Source organism: Streptomyces sp. NPDC056224 (genome assembly GCF_042267665.1).
Classification (GTDB): domain Bacteria; phylum Actinomycetota; class Actinomycetes; order Streptomycetales; family Streptomycetaceae; genus Streptomyces.
In genome coordinates this window covers 765578-782873 of sequence record NZ_JBHJTK010000001.1, presented here as the reverse complement: position 1 = coordinate 782873, position 17296 = coordinate 765578, and the positions used below count along the sequence as shown (strand labels likewise).

The window sequence follows — 17296 nt, the reverse complement described above, 5'->3', positions numbered from 1 at the left end:
CATGACTGTGCACCACCACTACTGGCAGGGCTCCTTCATCGGCGACGAGGAGGCCGGGCGCCGCCTCGCCGACCTGCCGGCCGTTGTCGAGGCTGCGCTGGCGACGGTATTGGAGACCGAGACCGTCCTCGCCGCCTGCGACGCGCTCGCCACCGCCTTGCGCGACCCGGCCCACCCCGTACGCGCCAAGCTCGCCGCGCACCTGCCCGCGGGGGAGGACCCCGCCGTCCTGGCCGAACTCGGCGGCCTCCTCGGCCGGCGCGAGCTGACGCGCAAGCTGCGCCGGGAACTCGGCAGCGCCACGCCCGAACGGCTGAACCGGGCCGATCCGCGCGAGACGGTCTACGAGGCGTGGGCGCCCGTGGGCCTGGTCGCCCACATCGCCCCGGGCAACGCCGCGACGGTCGCGCCGCTGAGCGTCGTCGAGGGCCTGCTCGCCGGAAACGTCAACATCCTCAAGACCAGCAGCTCCGACACCCTCCTGACCCAGCACCTGATGGCCGAGCTCGCGGCCCTGGACCCCAGCGGTGCACTGGCCGCGCGGATCGTCGTCCTGCGCTTCCCGTCCTCCCGGCAGGAGTGGCTGCGCCTGATGTGCGCGCCCGCGGACGCCGTCGCCGTGTGGGGCGGCGAAGGCGCGGTCGAAGGGGTGGCCTCCCATGTGCCGGCCGGATGCCGGCTGGTGGAGTGGGGGCACCGGATCTCCTTCGCGTACCTGACGGGCGACGCGTGGTCGGATCCGCTCACGCTCGGCGCCCTTGCCGACGACGTGTGCCTGCACGAGCAGCAGGCGTGCTCCAGCCCCCAGGTCGTCTACCTCGACACCGAGGACGAGGGCGAGGTGTTCGCCTTCGCCGAGCGTTTCGCCGCTGTCCTCGCGGCCCGGCCGCCGGCCGTGGCCGCCGCGTCGGCGGCCGAGCCGGACCCGGCGGAGGCGGCCGAGCTGACCACCACCGAGCTGATGGCCCGGCTGGAGGAACACCTCGGCCTGACCAGGGTGTTCGCCGCGCCCGACGGCTCGTGGCGGGTCATGGCCGACACCCGCTCCCCGCTCACCGCCTCGCCGCTGCACCGCAGCGTGTGGGTCAAGCCGCTGCCCCGCAAGCGGCTGATCGCCACCCTGCGCCCGATGCGCCGCTACCTGCAGACGGCCGGCCTCGCGGGCAGCCGGACCGACATCGCCGAGCTGTCCCGCACCGCCCTGGCCGCGGGCGTCACCCGCGTCACGCCGGTCGGCGCCATGCTGGAGAGCTACGCGGGCGAGCCGCACGACGGCGTCTACGCCCTGCAGCGCTACAGCCGCCGCGTCGCGGTCCAGGCCGACCCGGACCGCTTCGCCACCACCGCCTGCCTGGACGACCTGGCGCGGCCCGTCGTCCTGCCGCCGCCGACGGGTCCGCTGCTGGGCAAGGAGGACGTGCAGGAGCTGGGCCGGCAGGTGGCGCGGGCCGATGCCGAGCTGTACTTCCGCAGCGGCGGCAGCACCGGCGCGCCCGCGCTGTCGATCTTCAGTTACGACGACTACGACACCCAGATGCACGCCGCCGCCCGCGGTCTGCTGGCCGCCGGCTACGACCCGGTCGGGGACCGCACCGCCAACCTCTTCTACTGCGGCGGCATGTACGGCAGCTTCATCAGCTTCTTCTCCGTGCTGGAGCGACTCGGCGGGGTGCAGCTCCCGCTGTCCGCGGGCCCCGACCACCGCGCCACGGCGCAGGCGCTGATCGACCACGGGGCCGACACCCTGTTCGGCATGCCCTCCTACCTGTGGCAGCTGCTGCACGCGGAGGCGGACGCGCTGCGCGCGTACGGAGGCCTGCGCAAGGTCTTCTACGGCGGCGAGCACTTCACGCAGGAACAGCAGCGCACGCTGAAGGACACGTTCGGCATCGAGACCGTCCGCTCGATCACCTACGGCAGCACCGACCTCGGCCCGTTGGGCTACCAGTGCACCGAGAGCTCCGGCGGCGTTCACCACCTGCACGCCGACCTCCACACGATGGAGGTCCTGGACCTGGCCGAGGACCGGCCGGTGGCCGCGGGCGAGACGGGCCGGCTGGTCTTCACCACGCACGCCCGGCGCGGCCAGCGGCTGGGCCGGTACGTGATAGGCGACCTCGGCCGGGAAGTCCCGGGCCGCTGCCCCTGCGGCCGGCACGCGCCCCGCTTCGAGCTGCGGGGGCGCACCGGTGACGTGATGCGCGTGGCGACGTACTTCCTCAACCACCGCCGCTTCCTGGCCCTGGCCGAGGAACGGGGCGGCCACCGCGGCGAGCTGCAGATCCGGCTCGACGGTACGGACGCGCGCGAGCGGCTGACCGTACGGGTGGAACGGTCCGGGCCGACGGACCCGGAGCGGCTGCGGGAGGTCTTCCTTACCGGCTACCCGGAGCTCCGCTCGGCGGTGACGGAACGGCTGCTGGACCTGGTGGTCGAGGCCGTGGACGGCGCGTCCCTGGACCGCAGCCCGACCAGCGGCAAACTCCTCGCGGTGGTGGACACGCGGCACTAGGAAACGGCCGCACCTGCCGTCACGGGGTGCCCGCCGGCCCTGGGCCCGCCGGCCGTGGTCGGCCGGCCAGGGCCGGCGGTCTTCCCGGGGCGCCCCGTCAGCGGCTGGCGGTACGGGCGAATGCGGCGAGCAGGTGACGCGGCGCGGGGCCGGCGGGCCCGGCAGTACGGCGAGCGAGGTGAGGCGGGCCCGGCCGGCGGGCGCGGGGACACCCGGCCGAGGGCGGGCGGCCCGCCGGGACCGAAGCCCCGGCGGGCGGCCGGCCACACGGCGTCAGGAGGGCTTGGTCAGCGAGAACGCGGTGACGGTCGCCTTGTTGTCGCACTCGGCGAACACGCCGTCGTCCATGGAGATCTGGTGTGAGCCCGCGCCGGGCACGCCGAGGACGAGGGTCGGGAAGCTGGCGGGCGTGGCGCCGGATTCGCAGTAGCCGTCCGCCTCACCCTGGACGTTGACGAACGTGAGCTTCGTCCAGGCCCGGGCCCCCGGGGCCAGGGTCACCGTCGAGGCCGAGCCGCTCTGGGTGACGGCGAGCGGGAGGTTCTTGCCGGGCGAGCCGTTCCCCGCTCCGGCGACCGTCGGGAATCCGTGGAGCGTGCAGGGACCCGTCGAGGTGTTGGTGACGGACACGATGGCGGCTCCCGTTCCCGTACCCGGCGGCCGGACGTCGGCCTGGTGAGCGTCCGAGGCCTTGATCTGGTCGGTCTTGCACGGCTTCGCCCCGCCGCCCGTGCCACCCGTACTGCCCGTGCCACCCGTGCCACCCCCGGCGGAGGAAGAGCTCCCGGCGGAGGAAGAGCTCCCGGTGGGGGTCGGCTTCGCCGGCTCCGTCGCCGCGGGCGACGTCGACGGCTTGGCGGGCGCGCCGTCGTCTCCGGCGGGCGTGCAGCCCGCTGTCAAGGCGGTGACCGCCACCGCCGCCGCCAGCGCTGCCGCGGTCCGCCAGACACCTGCTGTGTACTGCATGGGGCGCTCCCCGAGGTTCACGACCGGTCCCACACCGGCACTCGCGGAGGGACACGGCACCGCACCCCTCCCGGGTTCCCGGGCTGCGGCGCTGTGGCGGTTCCGTGACGCGACCATGACGTACGTCGCCGACTGGAGAAGGAGCGGGCTCCGTCGACGGACCGGACCTGCGCTCACCGCGGAGGCACGTGTGTGACCCGGCGGGTGGCGGAGCGCAGCGCGAAGGCCATCACCACTTCGAACACACCGAGCAGGACGAGCCACAGGCCCAGCAGCCGTGTCAGGGCGACCGCGGAGTCCACCGGGAAGCAGAGCACGACGATTCCGGCGACGGTGCCGAGGGCGCCCAGGCCGAAGAGCAGGCCGCGATGCGCGAGCCTGCGGTCGGCGATCGCGACGTAGGCCGTGAGCACTCCCGTCAGCAGCCAGAAGACGCCGACGATCAGGGACAGCGCGCCGATCGTCTGCATCGGATGCCGCAGTACCAGGACGCCCGCCAGGAACGCCAGCATGGCGATCAGGACGCCCGCCAGTCTGCTGCCGCCCGCGTCGCTGCTGTGGGAGAAGGCCGTGACGAATCGGAAGACGCCCGCCACCAGGAGCTGCAGACCGATGATCACGGCCAGGATGTGCAGCGTCTCGTCGGGCCAGACGAGCACCAGGATGCCTGGGATCAGCGTCGCGAGAGCGAAGCCGAGCGCCCAACGCCAGGAACTGCCGACCTGCCTGAGGGCGTCCTCGGGATCGTTCTGCGTGTGCTGCGGTGCCGCGTCGGGGGGTACGGTCATCACGCCTCCCAGGCCAGCCGCACGGCCCGTAGGGGCACCTCGGAGCCGCCGGAGTAGCTTGTGTACCTTTCCGGGTAATTTTAGATCGTTATGGTACGACTCGCTGCTCCGACGGATGAGCCCCTGCGCCGAGGCCGGGGGCGGGTACTCGGCCCGGCCGGCTGCCGTCGAACGTCCCCGGCCCAACCGGCGGGAGACGTTCGACCGGCCGGAGTCAGGAACTCGTGAGGATGACGAGTTGCCGGGTCGCGCGGGTCATCGCGACATAGCGGTCGACCGCTCCCCCGATGCCCTCGCCGAACGCCTCCGGGTCGATGAGGACGACCAGGTCGAACTCGAGCCCCTTGGACAGGGCCGGGGTCAGCGACCGGACCCGGGACTCCGCCCGGACCGCACCGCCGGCGATGGTGCGCGTGCCGATGACACAGGCGGTTCCCTCGGCATGGGCGGCGAGCCAGGCGTCGAGGACCGGGTCCAGGTCCGAAACCGACCCGTGGACGACGGGGACGCCGCTGCTGCGGATGGACATCGGCACATTGGCATCCGGCAGCACGGCCCGGATGACCGGCTCGGCTTGCGCCATCACCTCCTCCGGGGTCCGGTAGTTGATGCCGAGGGAAGCCATGGTGATCCGGCCGAGCCCGATCCGTTCGAGGCGTTCCTGCCACGTCTCGGTGAAGCCGCGCCTGGTCTGGGCGCGGTCCCCCACGATGGTGAAGCTCCGGGACGGGCAGCGGAGCAGCAGCATCTGCCATTCCGCGTCGGTCAGCTCCTGAGCCTCGTCCACGACGATGTGCGCGAACGGGCCGGCGAGCAGGTCCCGGTCGGCGCCGGGTAGTGCGGTCTCGTCGATCAGACTGTCCTGCAGGTCCTTCCCCCGCAGCATCGTCACGGCGCCTTCACCGTCGGCGTCGGCCGCGATCACGCTGTCGATGACACCGGCCATGCGCTCGCGCTCGGCCGCGACGGAGGCGTCACGCCGGCGCCTGCGCACCGAGGCCTCCGGGTCGCCGAGCCGCTGCCGGGCCGCGTCCAGGAGCGGCAGGTCGGACACCGTCCACGCCTGGGCGTCCTCGCGCTGGAGCTTGCGCACCTCGTCGCGGCTGAGCCAGGGAGCGCACTTGCGCAGGTAGGCGGGCACCGACCAGAGGTCTCCGACGAGGTCGGTCGCCTCGAGCATCGGCCACGCGCGGTCGAGGGTCGTGACCAGCTCTCGGTTCTGCCGCAGCGACGCGCGGAACAGGTCGGGCGGGACCTCGTCGCCGTCGTACTTGTCCAGCAGGATCGTGACCAGTTCCTCCCAGATCTGGTCGCGCGCTTCGTTGTGCGGAGTACCGGGTTCCGGCGCTTCGAACGCTGCCGCCCAGTCGTCGGCGCTCAGCCAGACGTCGGACCAGTGGGTCGAGACCGTCATCCCCTTCGTGGGCGGCTCTTCGTAGATTCCGACGGCCGGCTCGATCGCCTTCACCATGTCCGCGGACGACTTCAGCGAGGCCACGTCCGGGTCGCTCTCGATCCCCGCCCCGGCCCCCTCGGCGACGAGGTCCCGCAGGATGCAGGTCTGCACGCCCTCCTCCCCCAAGCTGGGGAGGACGTCGGCCACGTAGTCCAGGTACGGCCGGTGCGGGCCGACGAACAGCACGCCGCCGCGACGGTGACCGAGGCGGGGATCGGAGTAGAGGAGGTGGGCGGTGCGGTGCAGTGCGACGACGGTCTTGCCCGTACCCGGACCGCCGTCGACGACGAGGGCGCCGCGGGATCCCGCCCGGATGATGGCGTCCTGATCGGCCTGGATGGTACCGAGCACGTCCCGCATCCGGGACGACCGGTTGCTGCCCAGGCTGGCGATGAAGGCGGACTGGTCGTCGAGCGCGGCGTGCCCTTCGAGCCCGTCCGCGGTGAACACCTCGTCCCAGTAGTCGCCGATCCGGCCTCGGGTCCAGCGGTACCTGCGACGGCTCGCCAGACCCATCGGGTTGGCGTGGGTCGCCGCGAAGAACGGCTCGGCCGCGGGCGAGCGCCAGTCGAGCAGCAGGCGGCGCCCCGCGCTGTCGGTGAGGCCCAGCCGTCCGATGTACACGGGCTCGGCGTCGTCCGTGCCGACGATGTGTCCGAGGCACAGGTCCAGGCCGAACCGGCGCAAGGCGCGCAGGCGACCGGTCAGCCGGTGGATCTCCGCGTCCCGGTCCATCGCCTCCCGGCCGACCCCGCCGGGCGCCATGCGCGTGGCGTCGAGGCGGTCGGACACTTCGGCGATCGTCTGCTCCAGGCACTGCGCGATGGCCTTGAAGTGCTGCTCGTCGCCGTCGATCAGCGTCGGGTCGGCTTTGGGCGCGAGGTGTCCGGGAAGGTCGAACACGCTGGTGGTCCGGTGGGTGGTCAGGTGGTTCATGCCATCAGCCCCGATCCGATTCAGTGCCCACGAGGGCCGGCAGCGCGCGGGCCCGCGCCTCTGCGCCTGGTGCCCGCAACCGCGTCGCGCGTCCCGACACCGGCGCGGCGTCACCGCGCACCCCATCAACCGTCAACAACACATGCACGTCGTGGATCCCCTATTTCCGCAGGTCCTGGGCTCGGTGCGCGATTCTGCCCGAGGACCGGGGCCTTGCCGCAAGCCCCCCGGTGCGCTATAAGTTGAGAGTGGCAAGGAGTGCGAACTCCTCCTTGCCTTCACGACTTTGCCCTCAACGTCCGCTCTGGACCGACTCCGGCCGGCCGCTGTCCGCACGAACCTCGGGTCGGCTCCGGCTCCGGCCTCATCGAGACCACCGAGACAAAAAGGGGCGGTGCGCCGTGGTGTGGCGCACCGCCCCTTCGGTATGCCCGCGGCCGAAAGGCCGCGGGGACCCCGGACCGGTAGAATGGTGCCATCAGGCCCGCGCTGTTCAGCCGCTGGAGTGCACCGCCCGGTCGGGACTCCGCGAGAGTGCTGGGCACAACTCCCGCCGACGGCAACACGCACACGTCGAGCCGGACACCTGCTCCACCAGCCCCTTGGCTCTCGTCGCGTGGACACCGTCGCGCCGGAACGGGCAATTCCCTATCGCTGACACAGGAGTTGGCGCCATGAGTAACGTCCTGACCCGGGCGGCGGCCATCGCTTCCGCAGCCCTCCTGGCAACAACCGGCGCCTCGATCGGCGCCGCTCAGGCCTCGGCCCTGCCAAGGATCCCGACCTGCCACGTGGCCGACCTGGACCTGGCCGTCGGCGAGCCGGAGGGCGCCGCGGGGTCGCTCAACTACCCGATCCTGTTCACCAACACCTCGACCCACACCTGTGCGTTGCGCGGGTACCCGGGCGTCAGTGTCGTGGATGCCCGGCATCACCAGATCGGGACCTCGGCGATCCGCACCGGCGAGCGGGTGACCACGGTGTCCATCGTCCCGGACGAAACCGTGACCGCCGTTCTGCGCACCAACAGCCGGGCCGTGGCACCGAACTGCCGGCCGACGTCCGCCTACGTCAAGGTCTACCCGCCGAACAGCTTCCAGGCCGTCGAGATCCCCTACCACCTGCGGGTGTGCGGAGCCTTCGAGATAAGCCCGGTGGAAGCCCCGTAATGACCGCCGGAGAACCCGCATCGCGCTTGAGCGGGTGAACGGGCGACTCGCCGACGATCGCGCCCCGGCCCCGCCTGCACCCGGACAAGCCGACGGGCAGGCGGAGATGGCGACCCCGCACCGGGCGGCGGGGGTGAACGAGGACGCACTCCCGCCGGACTACCGGCGCGTTCTCTCCGCGGTGCGGCACCCTGCGGATCCGGTGATCGCCCCCGGCCGGCGACCCGGTCCAACCGGGCGATCGACGGTGCCCGGTCGTCGCGGTGGTGGTTGACCAGTCCGTACCGGGAGGCGGTGGCCGGTCCGCATGCGCCGACAACGGCTCGCACGAGGTGGCGGGCTCGTTGCATGCCCCGGAGCCCGGCAGCCGTCGGATGCCGGGCTCAGGTCAACGGCTTGTCGCTAGCGCCAGGTCTGGTACGGGCTCTTCGCGCCGTGGGTGCCGCAGGGGAAGGTGCGGAGGTGGTGTTCGAAGCTGTCGTCCAGGCACAGGCCGGTCGCCTGGTTCTTCAGCTCGACAGCGCCGTCCGGGTAGCGGTGGACGATCCAGCTCTCGTCCTTGTCCTTGTCGCAGGGATGGGCCGAGACGCTGCCCCGCGGGAAGTCGGTGAGGCAGTGTCCGGTCTTGAGGTTCCTCAGCTCACGGGTGCCGTCGGCCCACCGGTGGACGTTCCACTTCTGGTGGTCGTTGCCCAGGCAGGTATAGGTGCGGACGCCGGAATCGCTGTCGTCCAGGCAGGCCGAAGTCGCGGCGTTGCGGAAGGTCTGGACGCTGTCGAGCGCACCGGCCGGCGCCGCGGCAGCGGCCGGCGCGGTGGCCGAGGTCAGTGCGACGGCGAGCAGGATGCCCGTCAGGGTTGCCGCTCGGGCCTTGGTCGTGAACGCGGGGGTGTTCATCGTTGCTCCTTGGTCTGTGGTGACCGGGGTGTGTTCCGGGGCTGGTGTGTTCCGGGGCCGCTGTGTTCCGGGGCTGGTCAGGGCCCCGACCCCACCCCCGCCCGCGGTGTTGCGGGCGGGGGTGGCGGACGCGGGGGCTGCGGGAGGTCAGCCCACGATGTTGACGGGGCGGTAGGCGTGGTAGCCGTCGCGCCCGTTCACTCCGTACGAGTGCTGCTTCCAGCGGGTTCCGACGCCGCCGGCCTGCTCGTAGGACTTGTAGACGGTGTGGGCGCTGTTGGCCCAGCCGTCGAAGATGACGACGTGGCGCTTGTCGGCGCTGTTGCTGTCGGCCTTGATGACCAGGTCGCCGGGGGCGAGCCGGCTCATCGGGATCGGGCGGGTGTAGGCACTCTTCTTCAGGGCGACGGTGTTGGGTCCGGGCTTGGACAGGCCCAAGGCCATGGAGACGAAACCGGAGCAGTCCTGCCGGTAGCCGTCCTTCCAGCGCTTGTTCTGGCTGTACGGCACGGGACGGCCGTTGTTGGCGGTCAGCCAGGTCTTCGCCCGCGCCAGTACCTGCGCCCGGGTGATGCGGGGAGCAGCCTGAACGGCCTCGGTGTACCCGCTCTCGGAGGAGGCGGTGAACGTCTGGGTCGTCGTGGGCTGCGCCGCGGGCGCCGACGGGGCGGTCAGCGCGGCCGAGCCTACGCAGACGACCGCGGTCAACGCCGCCATGCTCCAACGACGGGTGGTGTTCTTGGACATGTCGGTTCTCCGATTTCTCGTAGGGAGTGACACCGGTCCGCGCGAGGGGGCGACGGGCAGCGGCTCGCGGACTCTGCTGAAGCGGTCGGAAAGCGCTGGTGGCGGAGGAACCGCGTCCCTCCGGCCTCACCCGTCATCGAGCCCCGGCCACCCGTGCAGAGACAGGGGTGCCTGCCTCTGCACGGGCTGCGGAGCGGGGTGATGACGAGTTTGTGGTGACGTGTCGGGGCGCCGCAACGTTGTCCCGTTTGCTTCACCGATGTCGGGATCCCTAGGCTTCTGACCTGCTGGGACATGACCATCCCGGGACAAGCGCGGCCTGCCGGGGCAACAAGGAGTGGCGCCGGCCGGAAGGAGCGGACGTGGCAGGCGTCGACGGGCGGCACGCCGGTGCGGGAAAGCAGCTGGCGGATGCGCTGAGGGAGCTGCAGCAGCGCTCCGGGCGCACACTGCGTTCCCTCGAGTCGGAAGTGATGATCAGCGACTCGTCGCTGTCGCGCTACCTACGGGGCAGCACGGTCCCGCCATGGGCCATCGTCCGCGATCTGTGCCGTGCGCTGGACGCGGATCCGGCGGACTACCGGGTGCTGTGGGAAGCGGCGGACCGGTGCCAGCCCAAACCGCCCGTGAGCGGCGCCGGGCCCGGAGCCGAACCGGGGCCCCCGTCGTGGTGGCGCCCGACATGGCAGCGTGCGGCCGCCGTCCGGATCCGGAGCCGGTACGCGTGGGCCGCCGGTGGCGTCTTCCTCGGCCTGGTCCTCGGAACCGCGCTGACCTGGGCCGTTCTACAGCCGGACAATGCGGCGGAGCCCACCCGGGATCCGGCGGCGGCAGCGGCGCCGACGGCGGCCGGCGACAAAGCCCGGGGCAACGGTCCGGCATCGCACGACGAGGTACGGAACTTCGTCAACCGGGCCACCGGGAACTGCCTGGACCACAGCCTCGACCAGGGACTGCGTTCGTTCGCGCCCAACGGGATGAGCTACCAGCGGTGGACCGTTCACCCGTACCCCGATGGCACCAGCGGGCTGCGCAACCACGCGACGGGCGCTTGCCTGGACATCACCGGCTCGGGGCTACGGGCCGCGGCCTGCGGCAAGGCCTCGTCCCAGAGGTGGTCCCTCACCCCGTTGGCCGACGAGTCGGTGCAGGTCAGGAGCCAGACCACGGGCGCTTGCCTGGACGACGGCGGCGCCGCCGGGCTGCGCGCCGTGCCCTGCAACGGCTCGGACCAGCAGAAGTGGGGCTGACGGGGCGACCGGCCCGACGCGTTCTCAGGTACGGGCCTGCGGCGAGGGCGGCGGCTCAGGCCACCTCCGCGCTGTCCAGCTCGGCATGGCGCTCGCCCTTGGACAGGCGCACGGCATTCCAGCCCCTGCGCAGGGTGAGGGAAACCGCCGACTCGCCCCAGTGGTCCCAGCCCGTGTGCGGATAGTTCACGGCCCCTGCGGCGCGGCCGTTGACCGTCAGAAGGTGCGAGGCGGGTGCCGGGCCGTCGGCGCTGTTCCGGGAGCCGTTGGCGAACCGCACCCAGAGGGTGTGGACGCCTTCCGAGGCGGCGAAGACACTGAACTCGACGAAACTGTCCGCGTGGTCGATGTAGCCGACCGCCCTCCCGTCGAGGGCGCCGACGGCGTCGCGGACGACGGCGTGGTTCACCCGTGCGCTCTCCGCCTGGTAGAGCACTTTGCTGCCCCGGACCACCGGACGGCCGTCGGCGAACCCCAGTTCGGCCCCGTACATGACGCGTCGCCGTACGCCGTCGTCCCGCCAGCCGTGGAAGAGGATCCGGTCCCGTCCGTCCGGGCCCGTCACCACGTCCTGACCCCCCGGGCCGCGGACCGCGCCGCTGACGGACGCCGTGGTCATCAGGGGTGCGGCCGCCTTGGTGTAGGGGCCTGTGAGGCCGGTCGCCACCGCATAGCCGGTCTTGTACCCGTCGCCGCGGTAGAAGTCGGCCGAGTAGAACAGCACGTAGCGGCCGTCCCGTTTGACGAGGGTGGGGGCTTCGACCACTTTCCCTTCCCACTCGCGGTCCTGCTTGATCAGCCGGATGGGCTCACCCGTCGTACGGGTGCCGTCCCAGGAGACCGCCTGGAGGTGGAGCCACGTATCCCTCTCGCAGCAGTTGCCGTCGTTCTTCCACAGCAGGTACCGCCGGCCGTTCTCCGTGTAGCTCGCGGCGTCGATGGCACCGCCCTCGTCGGCCGGGCAGACCAGGGGCCCGTCGCCGACGGGCCGGAACGGTCCGTTCGGTGAGGAGGAGCGGGCGACGCCGATGCACTGCCTGCCGCTCGCCCGGTCGAGGGCGGTGTAGTGCATGGTGAAACCTCGGCCGTTGTCGAACACCTCGGGTGCCCATACCTGCCGGGGGTTCGGATCCGCCCACCCCCCGAGTCGGGGCAAGGCGTCGGAGCCGGCCATCGACCAATGCGCCAGGTCCCGGGACGTTGCGTGCTGGATGTGTCTGCTGCCGTCGTTCGTCGCGTACGCGTGGTAGGTGCTGCCCACCTTCACGATGTCCGGGTCGGCGAACTCCCGGTCGAGGACCGGGCCCGGGACGACCTCGGCCCCGGCCGGAGCCGCGGCGAGGGCCCCGAGGGCGGACACGAGGGCGGCCGCCACCGCGAGACGCCGTCCGATCCGGTGCACAGCCGCACGAAACACATCGTCTCCTCGAAATGACGGGTATGCCGACGGGTACGCCACTGAGAACGACGGCGTGGGGTGCGGGGTTGCGCCCCACCCGCAGCACCCCACCCGCAGCACCCCACCCGTAGCACCCCACCCGCGGCGCCCGGCCCGCGAGCGCCTCCGGGGCCGAAGGGGTGCGCGGGTCGGCAGCGCCCGGAAAGCAGGTCGAGGGGTGGCCGGGTCGAGGGGTGGCCGGGTCAAGGGGTGGCCGGGTCAAGGGGTGGCGGGGTCCAGCAGGTGGGGGCCGTTGTTGCGGACACTGTTGACCGCCGTCGAGACCGCGGTCACCGCGAGACGGCCTCCGGCAGGGGTGTGGAGGAGAGCACGGAGATCCGCCGTGTCCTGGTGGGCGGGATCGAGCCACGTGTCGTAGTCCCCGGGGTCGAGGGCGAGCGGCATGCGGGGATGGATACGGCCGGCCAGATCGGTGGCCTCGGTCGTGATGATCGTGGCCGTGGTCAGCCAGGCCGACGGGTCGTCGTCGTCCTTGACGCCCGGGTCGCGCCAGAACTCGTACAGCCCGGCCATGGCCATCACCCCCGCGTCCTCGGGGCGGATGAAGTACGGCCGTTTATGGGCCTTGACCGAGCCGGTGGCGGGCACCGCGACCCATTCGTAGAAGCCGTCCGCGGGCAGCAGACACCGCCGCCGGGTGAACGCGCGCCGGTACGCAGGCTTCTCGTGCACGGTCTCCACCCTCGCGTTGATCATCCGCGAACCGACCGCCGGGTCCTTCGCCCAGGACGGAACCAGACCCCACCGCACCGGCCGCAGCCGCCGGGCCACCTCCCCGCTCTCGCGGTCGGCTCGCTCCAGGACCGCCCACACGTCATCGGTCGGGGCCACGTTCCACGAGGGCCCGAGTTCCCCGGCGCCGGGCTCCCGTTCGGCGTCGAACAGGCCCGCGAGGTCCTCCGGGGCCCGGGACGAGGCATACCGACCGCACATACCCCCACCCTGCCACCCCACGGACGCAAACGGGCCGAACCACACCCGGCCGGTACCTTCGACGCCCGCCCGCACCCGGCTCGCCCACGCCGAACCGGACTCCCCCGCGGCCGCCTCCGGCAGTCCCGGGTCGGCCCGCGGGGCGGCCAGTTGCCCGGGTGCTGCAGGAGCGCGATCAGGCCGTTGCCGAACGTTCGCCCGCCTCTCGCGGACCGGCCGCCCGGACCGGCGTTCAGGTCACGACGCGCTCCTGGTCGGCGAGCCGTCCCCCGTGCCCGTCCGCGGAGTCGACCGGCAGATTCCGCGGGTCCTCCCCCGGTCGCCCCCGTCGCTCGGCGATGAGCTCCCGCGGACGGCCCGGACCCTGCCGTCGCCTTCGAACGCTGTACGTCACCGGCCGGAAGTCGTCGGAGACGGTCAGCGTGAAGTCCGCGCCGTTGGGGTATTTGTCGGTCACGGTGAGTACGTACCCCCTTGGCCCAGCTCATCTCGGCACCTGTACGCCGCAGTGATCCTCCTCGGGGGCCACGCCGCCGGATGCCCTGCCGCCCGTTCCTCCCTGCCAGCGGCCGACGCCGCTGCCGTACCGGTCCCCGCCCCTGCCGTCTCACACCCGAGGAGCCCTCGTGGCCGTCCTCACCACGATCGTCGTGGTCCTCGGCGCCTGGTGCGCCGTCAGCGTAGTCACCGCCGCGCTGTACGCCGCCGTCCGCGGCCGCCACGTCCGCCACCAGCGGGCGGTGGCGTCCGTGCTGGACGGCGCTGCCGGCCGGTACGCGTCCGCCCCGGCACCCGGCGACCGTGGCGCGTCGGCCCAGTTGCTGGCGGGTACGGACAGAAGACCCGGCTGACGGACCACGGTCACCGACCGCGGGCTGTTCTGTTGCCCTCTGGTCGCATGCGCCTTCCGGCGACCCCGGCGCCGAGACCCGAAGTGCCGGACAGGGCGGCCGCTCGGGCGTTATCCGCCCCCGCCGCGCCAGATGTTGTCGAAGGCCGCCTCGTCGATGGCGCGGCGCTGCCGTACGGTCTCCAGTTCCAGCAACGCGTCGTTGACGGCGGCCAGCACCGTCGCGACGTCGTCGGTCACCTCCGGAGCGTCTCCGGTCCGTTCGCCGCGGATCCCGGCGGCCTCCGAGAGGGCGGCGAGAACGGGTTCGTCCGCTGTCCAGCGGTCGGTGGCCCGGCGGCGGGCGGGCGAATCGACCAGCACCGGCTGACCGGCCCGGAAGGGGTTCGCGCGGCGGCGTTCCCGGACGAGCTGTCCCTCCGCCTCGAGCGCGGCCCGGTACGCCGCGGACAGCCCGTGGCCCCTGCGCCACAGCCAGTCGTCGAGCGACTCGTACGGCGCCTCCCGGACGAGCGAGGCGGCGGCCTCGTCCAACAGGCGGTCAGCCGGTGCCGGCTGGGGGCCCGGCACGATGTGCTCGCCGTCCAGGCCGACGGCTCCGACGGCGAGGAGGTCGATGATCTCGGCCCCCGCGAGCGCCAGCGACAGGTCGCCCTGTTCGGCGGGGCGGCCGGTCTCCGCATCCAGGGCGACGATCAGCAAGTCCCTCGGTGTGGTCATGAAGGGCTCCACATCCCGTGCATCCGCGGCACGTCCGTCCCTGAGCGGCTGGTGCGGCGATCGCCGTCCCCCGGAGGGGTGAGGTCGGCCGCCGGGCATTCCCGCGCCCGAGCATACGGAGCGGAGGCGGCGACCGCATCTGCTTCGCCGGACACGGCCCGGCCGGAGACCACCTCACCGCCGTCGCCTCGCCCCGGCGCATCCGCTCCCTCCGGGACAACCGGGATGCGCGGACACACGACGGCCACGGTTCTCATGCGGCGGTGTCCTCCTGTGCGGCCGGGCGGACGTGGATGACGCCGTCGGTGACGACGACTTCGTGGGTGCGGACGGGACGGCGCGCCGGCAGACGGGTCGGCTGTCCGGTGCGGACGTCGAACGAGGCGGCGTGGAGCGGGCATTCGACCAGACAGCCTTCGAGCCATCCCTCGGAGAGCGAGGCGTCCTGATGGGTGCAGGTGTCGTCGATCGCGTACAGCTCCCCGTCGGCGTTGAACACCGCGATGGGCGGTGTGGTGTCGACACGGACGGATTCGCCCGCAGGGAGGTCTTCAAGGCGGCAGACGGGAATCACGGGCCCCCCTCGGTCCAGGACTCTTCGCTAGCATGAGGTTGCGTATGGCGCATGATGGAGCGTGATGCGCAACAGAATCGGGTTGCGGTGCCCCCCGCGTCAAGGGCTTCCGAGGACGTGCGCCCAGCCGTGTGCCCGGCGGACCGCAAGATGGTGAGAGTTGAGTTGAGCTATGACCGGCGACCAGGCAGTGGCTGAGCAGAACGAGGCAGCGCAGGACCGCGCACCCAAGGGCGGGGCGGGGGCGATCCAGTCGGTGGACCGCGCCGTGAGCGTGCTGGAGATCCTCGCCCGGCGCGGGGAGGCGGGCGTCACCGACATCGCCGACGAGCTGGACGTGCACAGGTCCACGGCGTTCCGGCTGCTCTGCGTGCTGGAGAACCGGGGCCTGGTCTCGCAGGCCCAGGACCGCGGCAAGTACTTCCTCGGGGCGGGCGTCCTGCGCCTGGCGGGCGCGGCGGCCGTACGCCTGGACATCTCCCAGGAGGGCGCCCCGGTGTGCCGGGAACTCGCCGACGAACTCGGCGAGACGGTGAACATCGCGGTCCTGGACGACGATGCCGCCGTCAACATCATGCAGGCGCGCGGCCCCGCCTCGGTCACCGCGCAGAACTGGCTGGGCCGGCGCACCCCCCTGCACGCCACCTCCAGCGGGAAGGTGCTCTTGGCCCATCTGCCGGCGACGCTGCGCGAAGGACTCCTCGCCCGGGCGCTGCCGCGGTTCACGGAACACACGGTGACCAGCGCCGGCATGCTGCGGGCCGAGCTCGACGCGGCGTGTGCGCAGGGCTTCGCGATCGTGGCGGAGGAGCTGGAACTGGGCCTGAACGCGGCCGCCGCGCCGGTGCGCGCGCACGACGGCAGGGTGATCGGCGCGCTCAGCGTCTCGGGCCCGGCCTACCGCCTCGGACGGGACCGGCTGCCGGAGCTGGCCGCGCGGACGGTCGTCGCGGCCGACGAGCTGTCCCGACGGATGGGTTACGGCTTCTGAGACGTCGCGCTTCTGCGCCGTGCCGACGTGCCGCGCCGAGCCGCCGCGCCGAGCCGTGCCGTGCCGGTTCGCTTCTGAGCCATTCCGCCGAGCCGCGCCCCACGCGACGTGGGGCCGGGGAGAGCCGGCACCGCGTCGTCGTATGCGGGAAGGACGCGCGTGGAACCCGTGTCGAGAGCGTCTCCGTGGGCCCGCGCGGATTTGCCAGACGTTAACGCCCGCCCCTTGACGGCGGGTTGCCGACATTCCCACTATGTTCCCCATCGCGCAACACATCGTGCACTCCGCAACAGCCGAGGAGCCCATCGTGCCGCATGAGGTCCGTGCCGTCGTTGCCGTGGAGAAGGGGGCGCCCACGGCCCCGCATACCGGCCGCCTGCGCGCCGAACGGGTCGTCACCTCGGGCACGTTCACCCTCGACGGCGAGACCTTCGACGTCGACAACAACGTCTGGCTCATCGGCGACGACGCGGAGGTCCTCGTCGTCGACGCGGCCCACGACGCCCCCGCGATCGTGGCCGCCGTCGCCGGACGCCGGATCACCGCCGTCGTGTGCACACACGGTCACGACGACCACATCGGTGCGGCCGCCGCGCTGGCAGAGGCTTCCGGAGCTCCCGTCCTGCTGCACCCGGCCGACCGCGAGCTCTGGGACCACGTCCACCCGTCGCGCCCTCCGGACGGTGAACTCTCCGACGGCCAGAGGCTGTTCATCGCAGGGACCGCGGTGCGCGTCCTGCACACCCCCGGCCACACCTGGGGCAGTTGCAGTCTCCACGCAGCGTTCCTCGACGCCGTGTTCACCGGCGACACCCTCTTCCGCGGCGGTCCGGGCGCGACCGGCCGCTCGTACTCCGACCGGCCGACGATCCTGGCGTCCGTACGGCGCCGCCTGCTCACGCTCCCCGGGGCGACCGTCGTGCACACCGGGCACGGCGACGACACCACCGTCGCCGCCGAGCGCACCACCCTGCCCGGCCTCCGCTAAGCCGTGTCGGGGGCGGTGGGCGCGGGCGGGGGCGCGGGGGAAGGACCAGCCGCGGGAGGG

At 72.5% G+C, this 17296-nt stretch carries 16 protein-coding genes; 6 read left to right on the top strand and 10 right to left on the bottom strand.

Annotated elements, in window-relative coordinates; translation table 11 throughout:
* Nucleotide 1: 1 nt before the first annotated feature.
* Nucleotides 2–2512: an acyl-CoA reductase gene (locus ACFCZ1_RS03570; protein WP_376676786.1), complete on the top strand. Its 2511-nt coding sequence runs from the start codon at nt 2–4 to the stop codon at nt 2510–2512.
* A 273-nt stretch (nt 2513–2785) separates the two neighbouring features.
* On the opposite strand, the gene ACFCZ1_RS03565 is transcribed toward ACFCZ1_RS03570, so the two are convergent.
* From ACFCZ1_RS03565 to helR, 3 genes are all read right to left on the bottom strand, one after another.
* Nucleotides 2786–3478 (bottom strand): DUF4232 domain-containing protein, encoded by a 693-nt coding sequence (locus ACFCZ1_RS03565; protein ID WP_376676652.1) that lies wholly within the window; start codon nt 3476–3478, stop codon nt 2786–2788.
* A gap of 173 nt (nt 3479–3651) precedes the next feature.
* Nucleotides 3652–4266 (bottom strand): HdeD family acid-resistance protein, encoded by a 615-nt coding sequence (locus tag ACFCZ1_RS03560; RefSeq protein WP_376676651.1) that lies wholly within the window; start codon nt 4264–4266, stop codon nt 3652–3654.
* A gap of 214 nt (nt 4267–4480) precedes the next feature.
* Nucleotides 4481–6658 carry an RNA polymerase recycling motor ATPase HelR gene (helR, locus tag ACFCZ1_RS03555; RefSeq protein ID WP_376676650.1) on the bottom strand — a complete coding sequence of 726 codons (2178 nt, stop codon included), beginning with the start codon at nt 6656–6658 and terminating at the stop codon, nt 4481–4483.
* A 674-nt stretch (nt 6659–7332) separates the two neighbouring features.
* Here helR and ACFCZ1_RS03550 point away from each other — a divergent pair.
* Entirely contained in the window at nt 7333–7827 is a 495-nt protein-coding gene (locus ACFCZ1_RS03550) for a DUF4232 domain-containing protein (protein WP_376676649.1), read from the top strand.
* Nucleotides 7828–8229: 402 nt separating this feature from the next.
* On the opposite strand, the gene ACFCZ1_RS03545 is transcribed toward ACFCZ1_RS03550, so the two are convergent.
* Entirely contained in the window at nt 8230–8724 is a 495-nt protein-coding gene (locus tag ACFCZ1_RS03545; RefSeq protein ID WP_376676648.1) for an RICIN domain-containing protein, read from the bottom strand.
* A gap of 147 nt (nt 8725–8871) precedes the next feature.
* Nucleotides 8872–9471 (bottom strand): hypothetical protein, encoded by a 600-nt coding sequence (locus tag ACFCZ1_RS03540; protein ID WP_376676647.1) that lies wholly within the window; start codon nt 9469–9471, stop codon nt 8872–8874.
* A 362-nt stretch (nt 9472–9833) separates the two neighbouring features.
* Between ACFCZ1_RS03540 and ACFCZ1_RS03535 the strand changes: the two genes are divergently transcribed.
* Complete coding sequence (locus ACFCZ1_RS03535; RefSeq protein WP_376676646.1) at nt 9834–10721, top strand: RICIN domain-containing protein; 888 nt, start codon at nt 9834–9836, stop codon at nt 10719–10721.
* A gap of 55 nt (nt 10722–10776) precedes the next feature.
* On the opposite strand, the gene ACFCZ1_RS03530 is transcribed toward ACFCZ1_RS03535, so the two are convergent.
* The 3 genes from ACFCZ1_RS03530 to ACFCZ1_RS03520 all read right to left on the bottom strand — a co-directional run bounded on the left by ACFCZ1_RS03530 (nt 10777) and on the right by ACFCZ1_RS03520 (nt 13570).
* Nucleotides 10777–12138: a family 43 glycosylhydrolase gene (locus ACFCZ1_RS03530; protein ID WP_376676645.1), complete on the bottom strand. Its 1362-nt coding sequence runs from the start codon at nt 12136–12138 to the stop codon at nt 10777–10779.
* Between the two features lie 240 nt (nt 12139–12378).
* The gene (locus ACFCZ1_RS03525) at nt 12379–13113 is read right to left on the bottom strand and encodes an SOS response-associated peptidase (RefSeq protein WP_376676644.1); all 735 of its coding nucleotides are present in this window, start codon (nt 13111–13113) and stop codon (nt 12379–12381) included.
* Nucleotides 13114–13345: 232 nt separating this feature from the next.
* Entirely contained in the window at nt 13346–13570 is a 225-nt protein-coding gene (locus ACFCZ1_RS03520; protein ID WP_376676643.1) for a hypothetical protein, read from the bottom strand.
* Between the two features lie 169 nt (nt 13571–13739).
* On the opposite strand from ACFCZ1_RS03520, the gene ACFCZ1_RS03515 reads away from it, so the two are divergent.
* The gene (locus ACFCZ1_RS03515) at nt 13740–13964 is read left to right on the top strand and encodes a hypothetical protein (RefSeq protein WP_376676642.1); all 225 of its coding nucleotides are present in this window, start codon (nt 13740–13742) and stop codon (nt 13962–13964) included.
* 110 nt (nt 13965–14074) lie between these two features.
* Here the strand turns inward: ACFCZ1_RS03515 and ACFCZ1_RS03510 are convergent, their stop codons facing one another.
* Together ACFCZ1_RS03510 and ACFCZ1_RS03505 are read right to left on the bottom strand one after the other, a co-directional pair.
* Complete coding sequence (locus tag ACFCZ1_RS03510) at nt 14075–14683, bottom strand: GPP34 family phosphoprotein (RefSeq protein WP_376676641.1); 609 nt, start codon at nt 14681–14683, stop codon at nt 14075–14077.
* A gap of 253 nt (nt 14684–14936) precedes the next feature.
* Entirely contained in the window at nt 14937–15257 is a 321-nt protein-coding gene (locus tag ACFCZ1_RS03505) for a bifunctional 3-phenylpropionate/cinnamic acid dioxygenase ferredoxin subunit (protein WP_376676640.1), read from the bottom strand.
* Between the two features lie 172 nt (nt 15258–15429).
* On the opposite strand from ACFCZ1_RS03505, the gene ACFCZ1_RS03500 reads away from it, so the two are divergent.
* Nucleotides 15430–16248: an IclR family transcriptional regulator gene (locus tag ACFCZ1_RS03500; RefSeq protein WP_376676639.1), complete on the top strand. Its 819-nt coding sequence runs from the start codon at nt 15430–15432 to the stop codon at nt 16246–16248.
* A 376-nt stretch (nt 16249–16624) separates the two neighbouring features.
* Nucleotides 16625–17236 (top strand): MBL fold metallo-hydrolase, encoded by a 612-nt coding sequence (locus ACFCZ1_RS03495; protein ID WP_376676785.1) that lies wholly within the window; start codon nt 16625–16627, stop codon nt 17234–17236.
* The last annotated feature ends 60 nt before the right edge of the window (nt 17237–17296 follow it).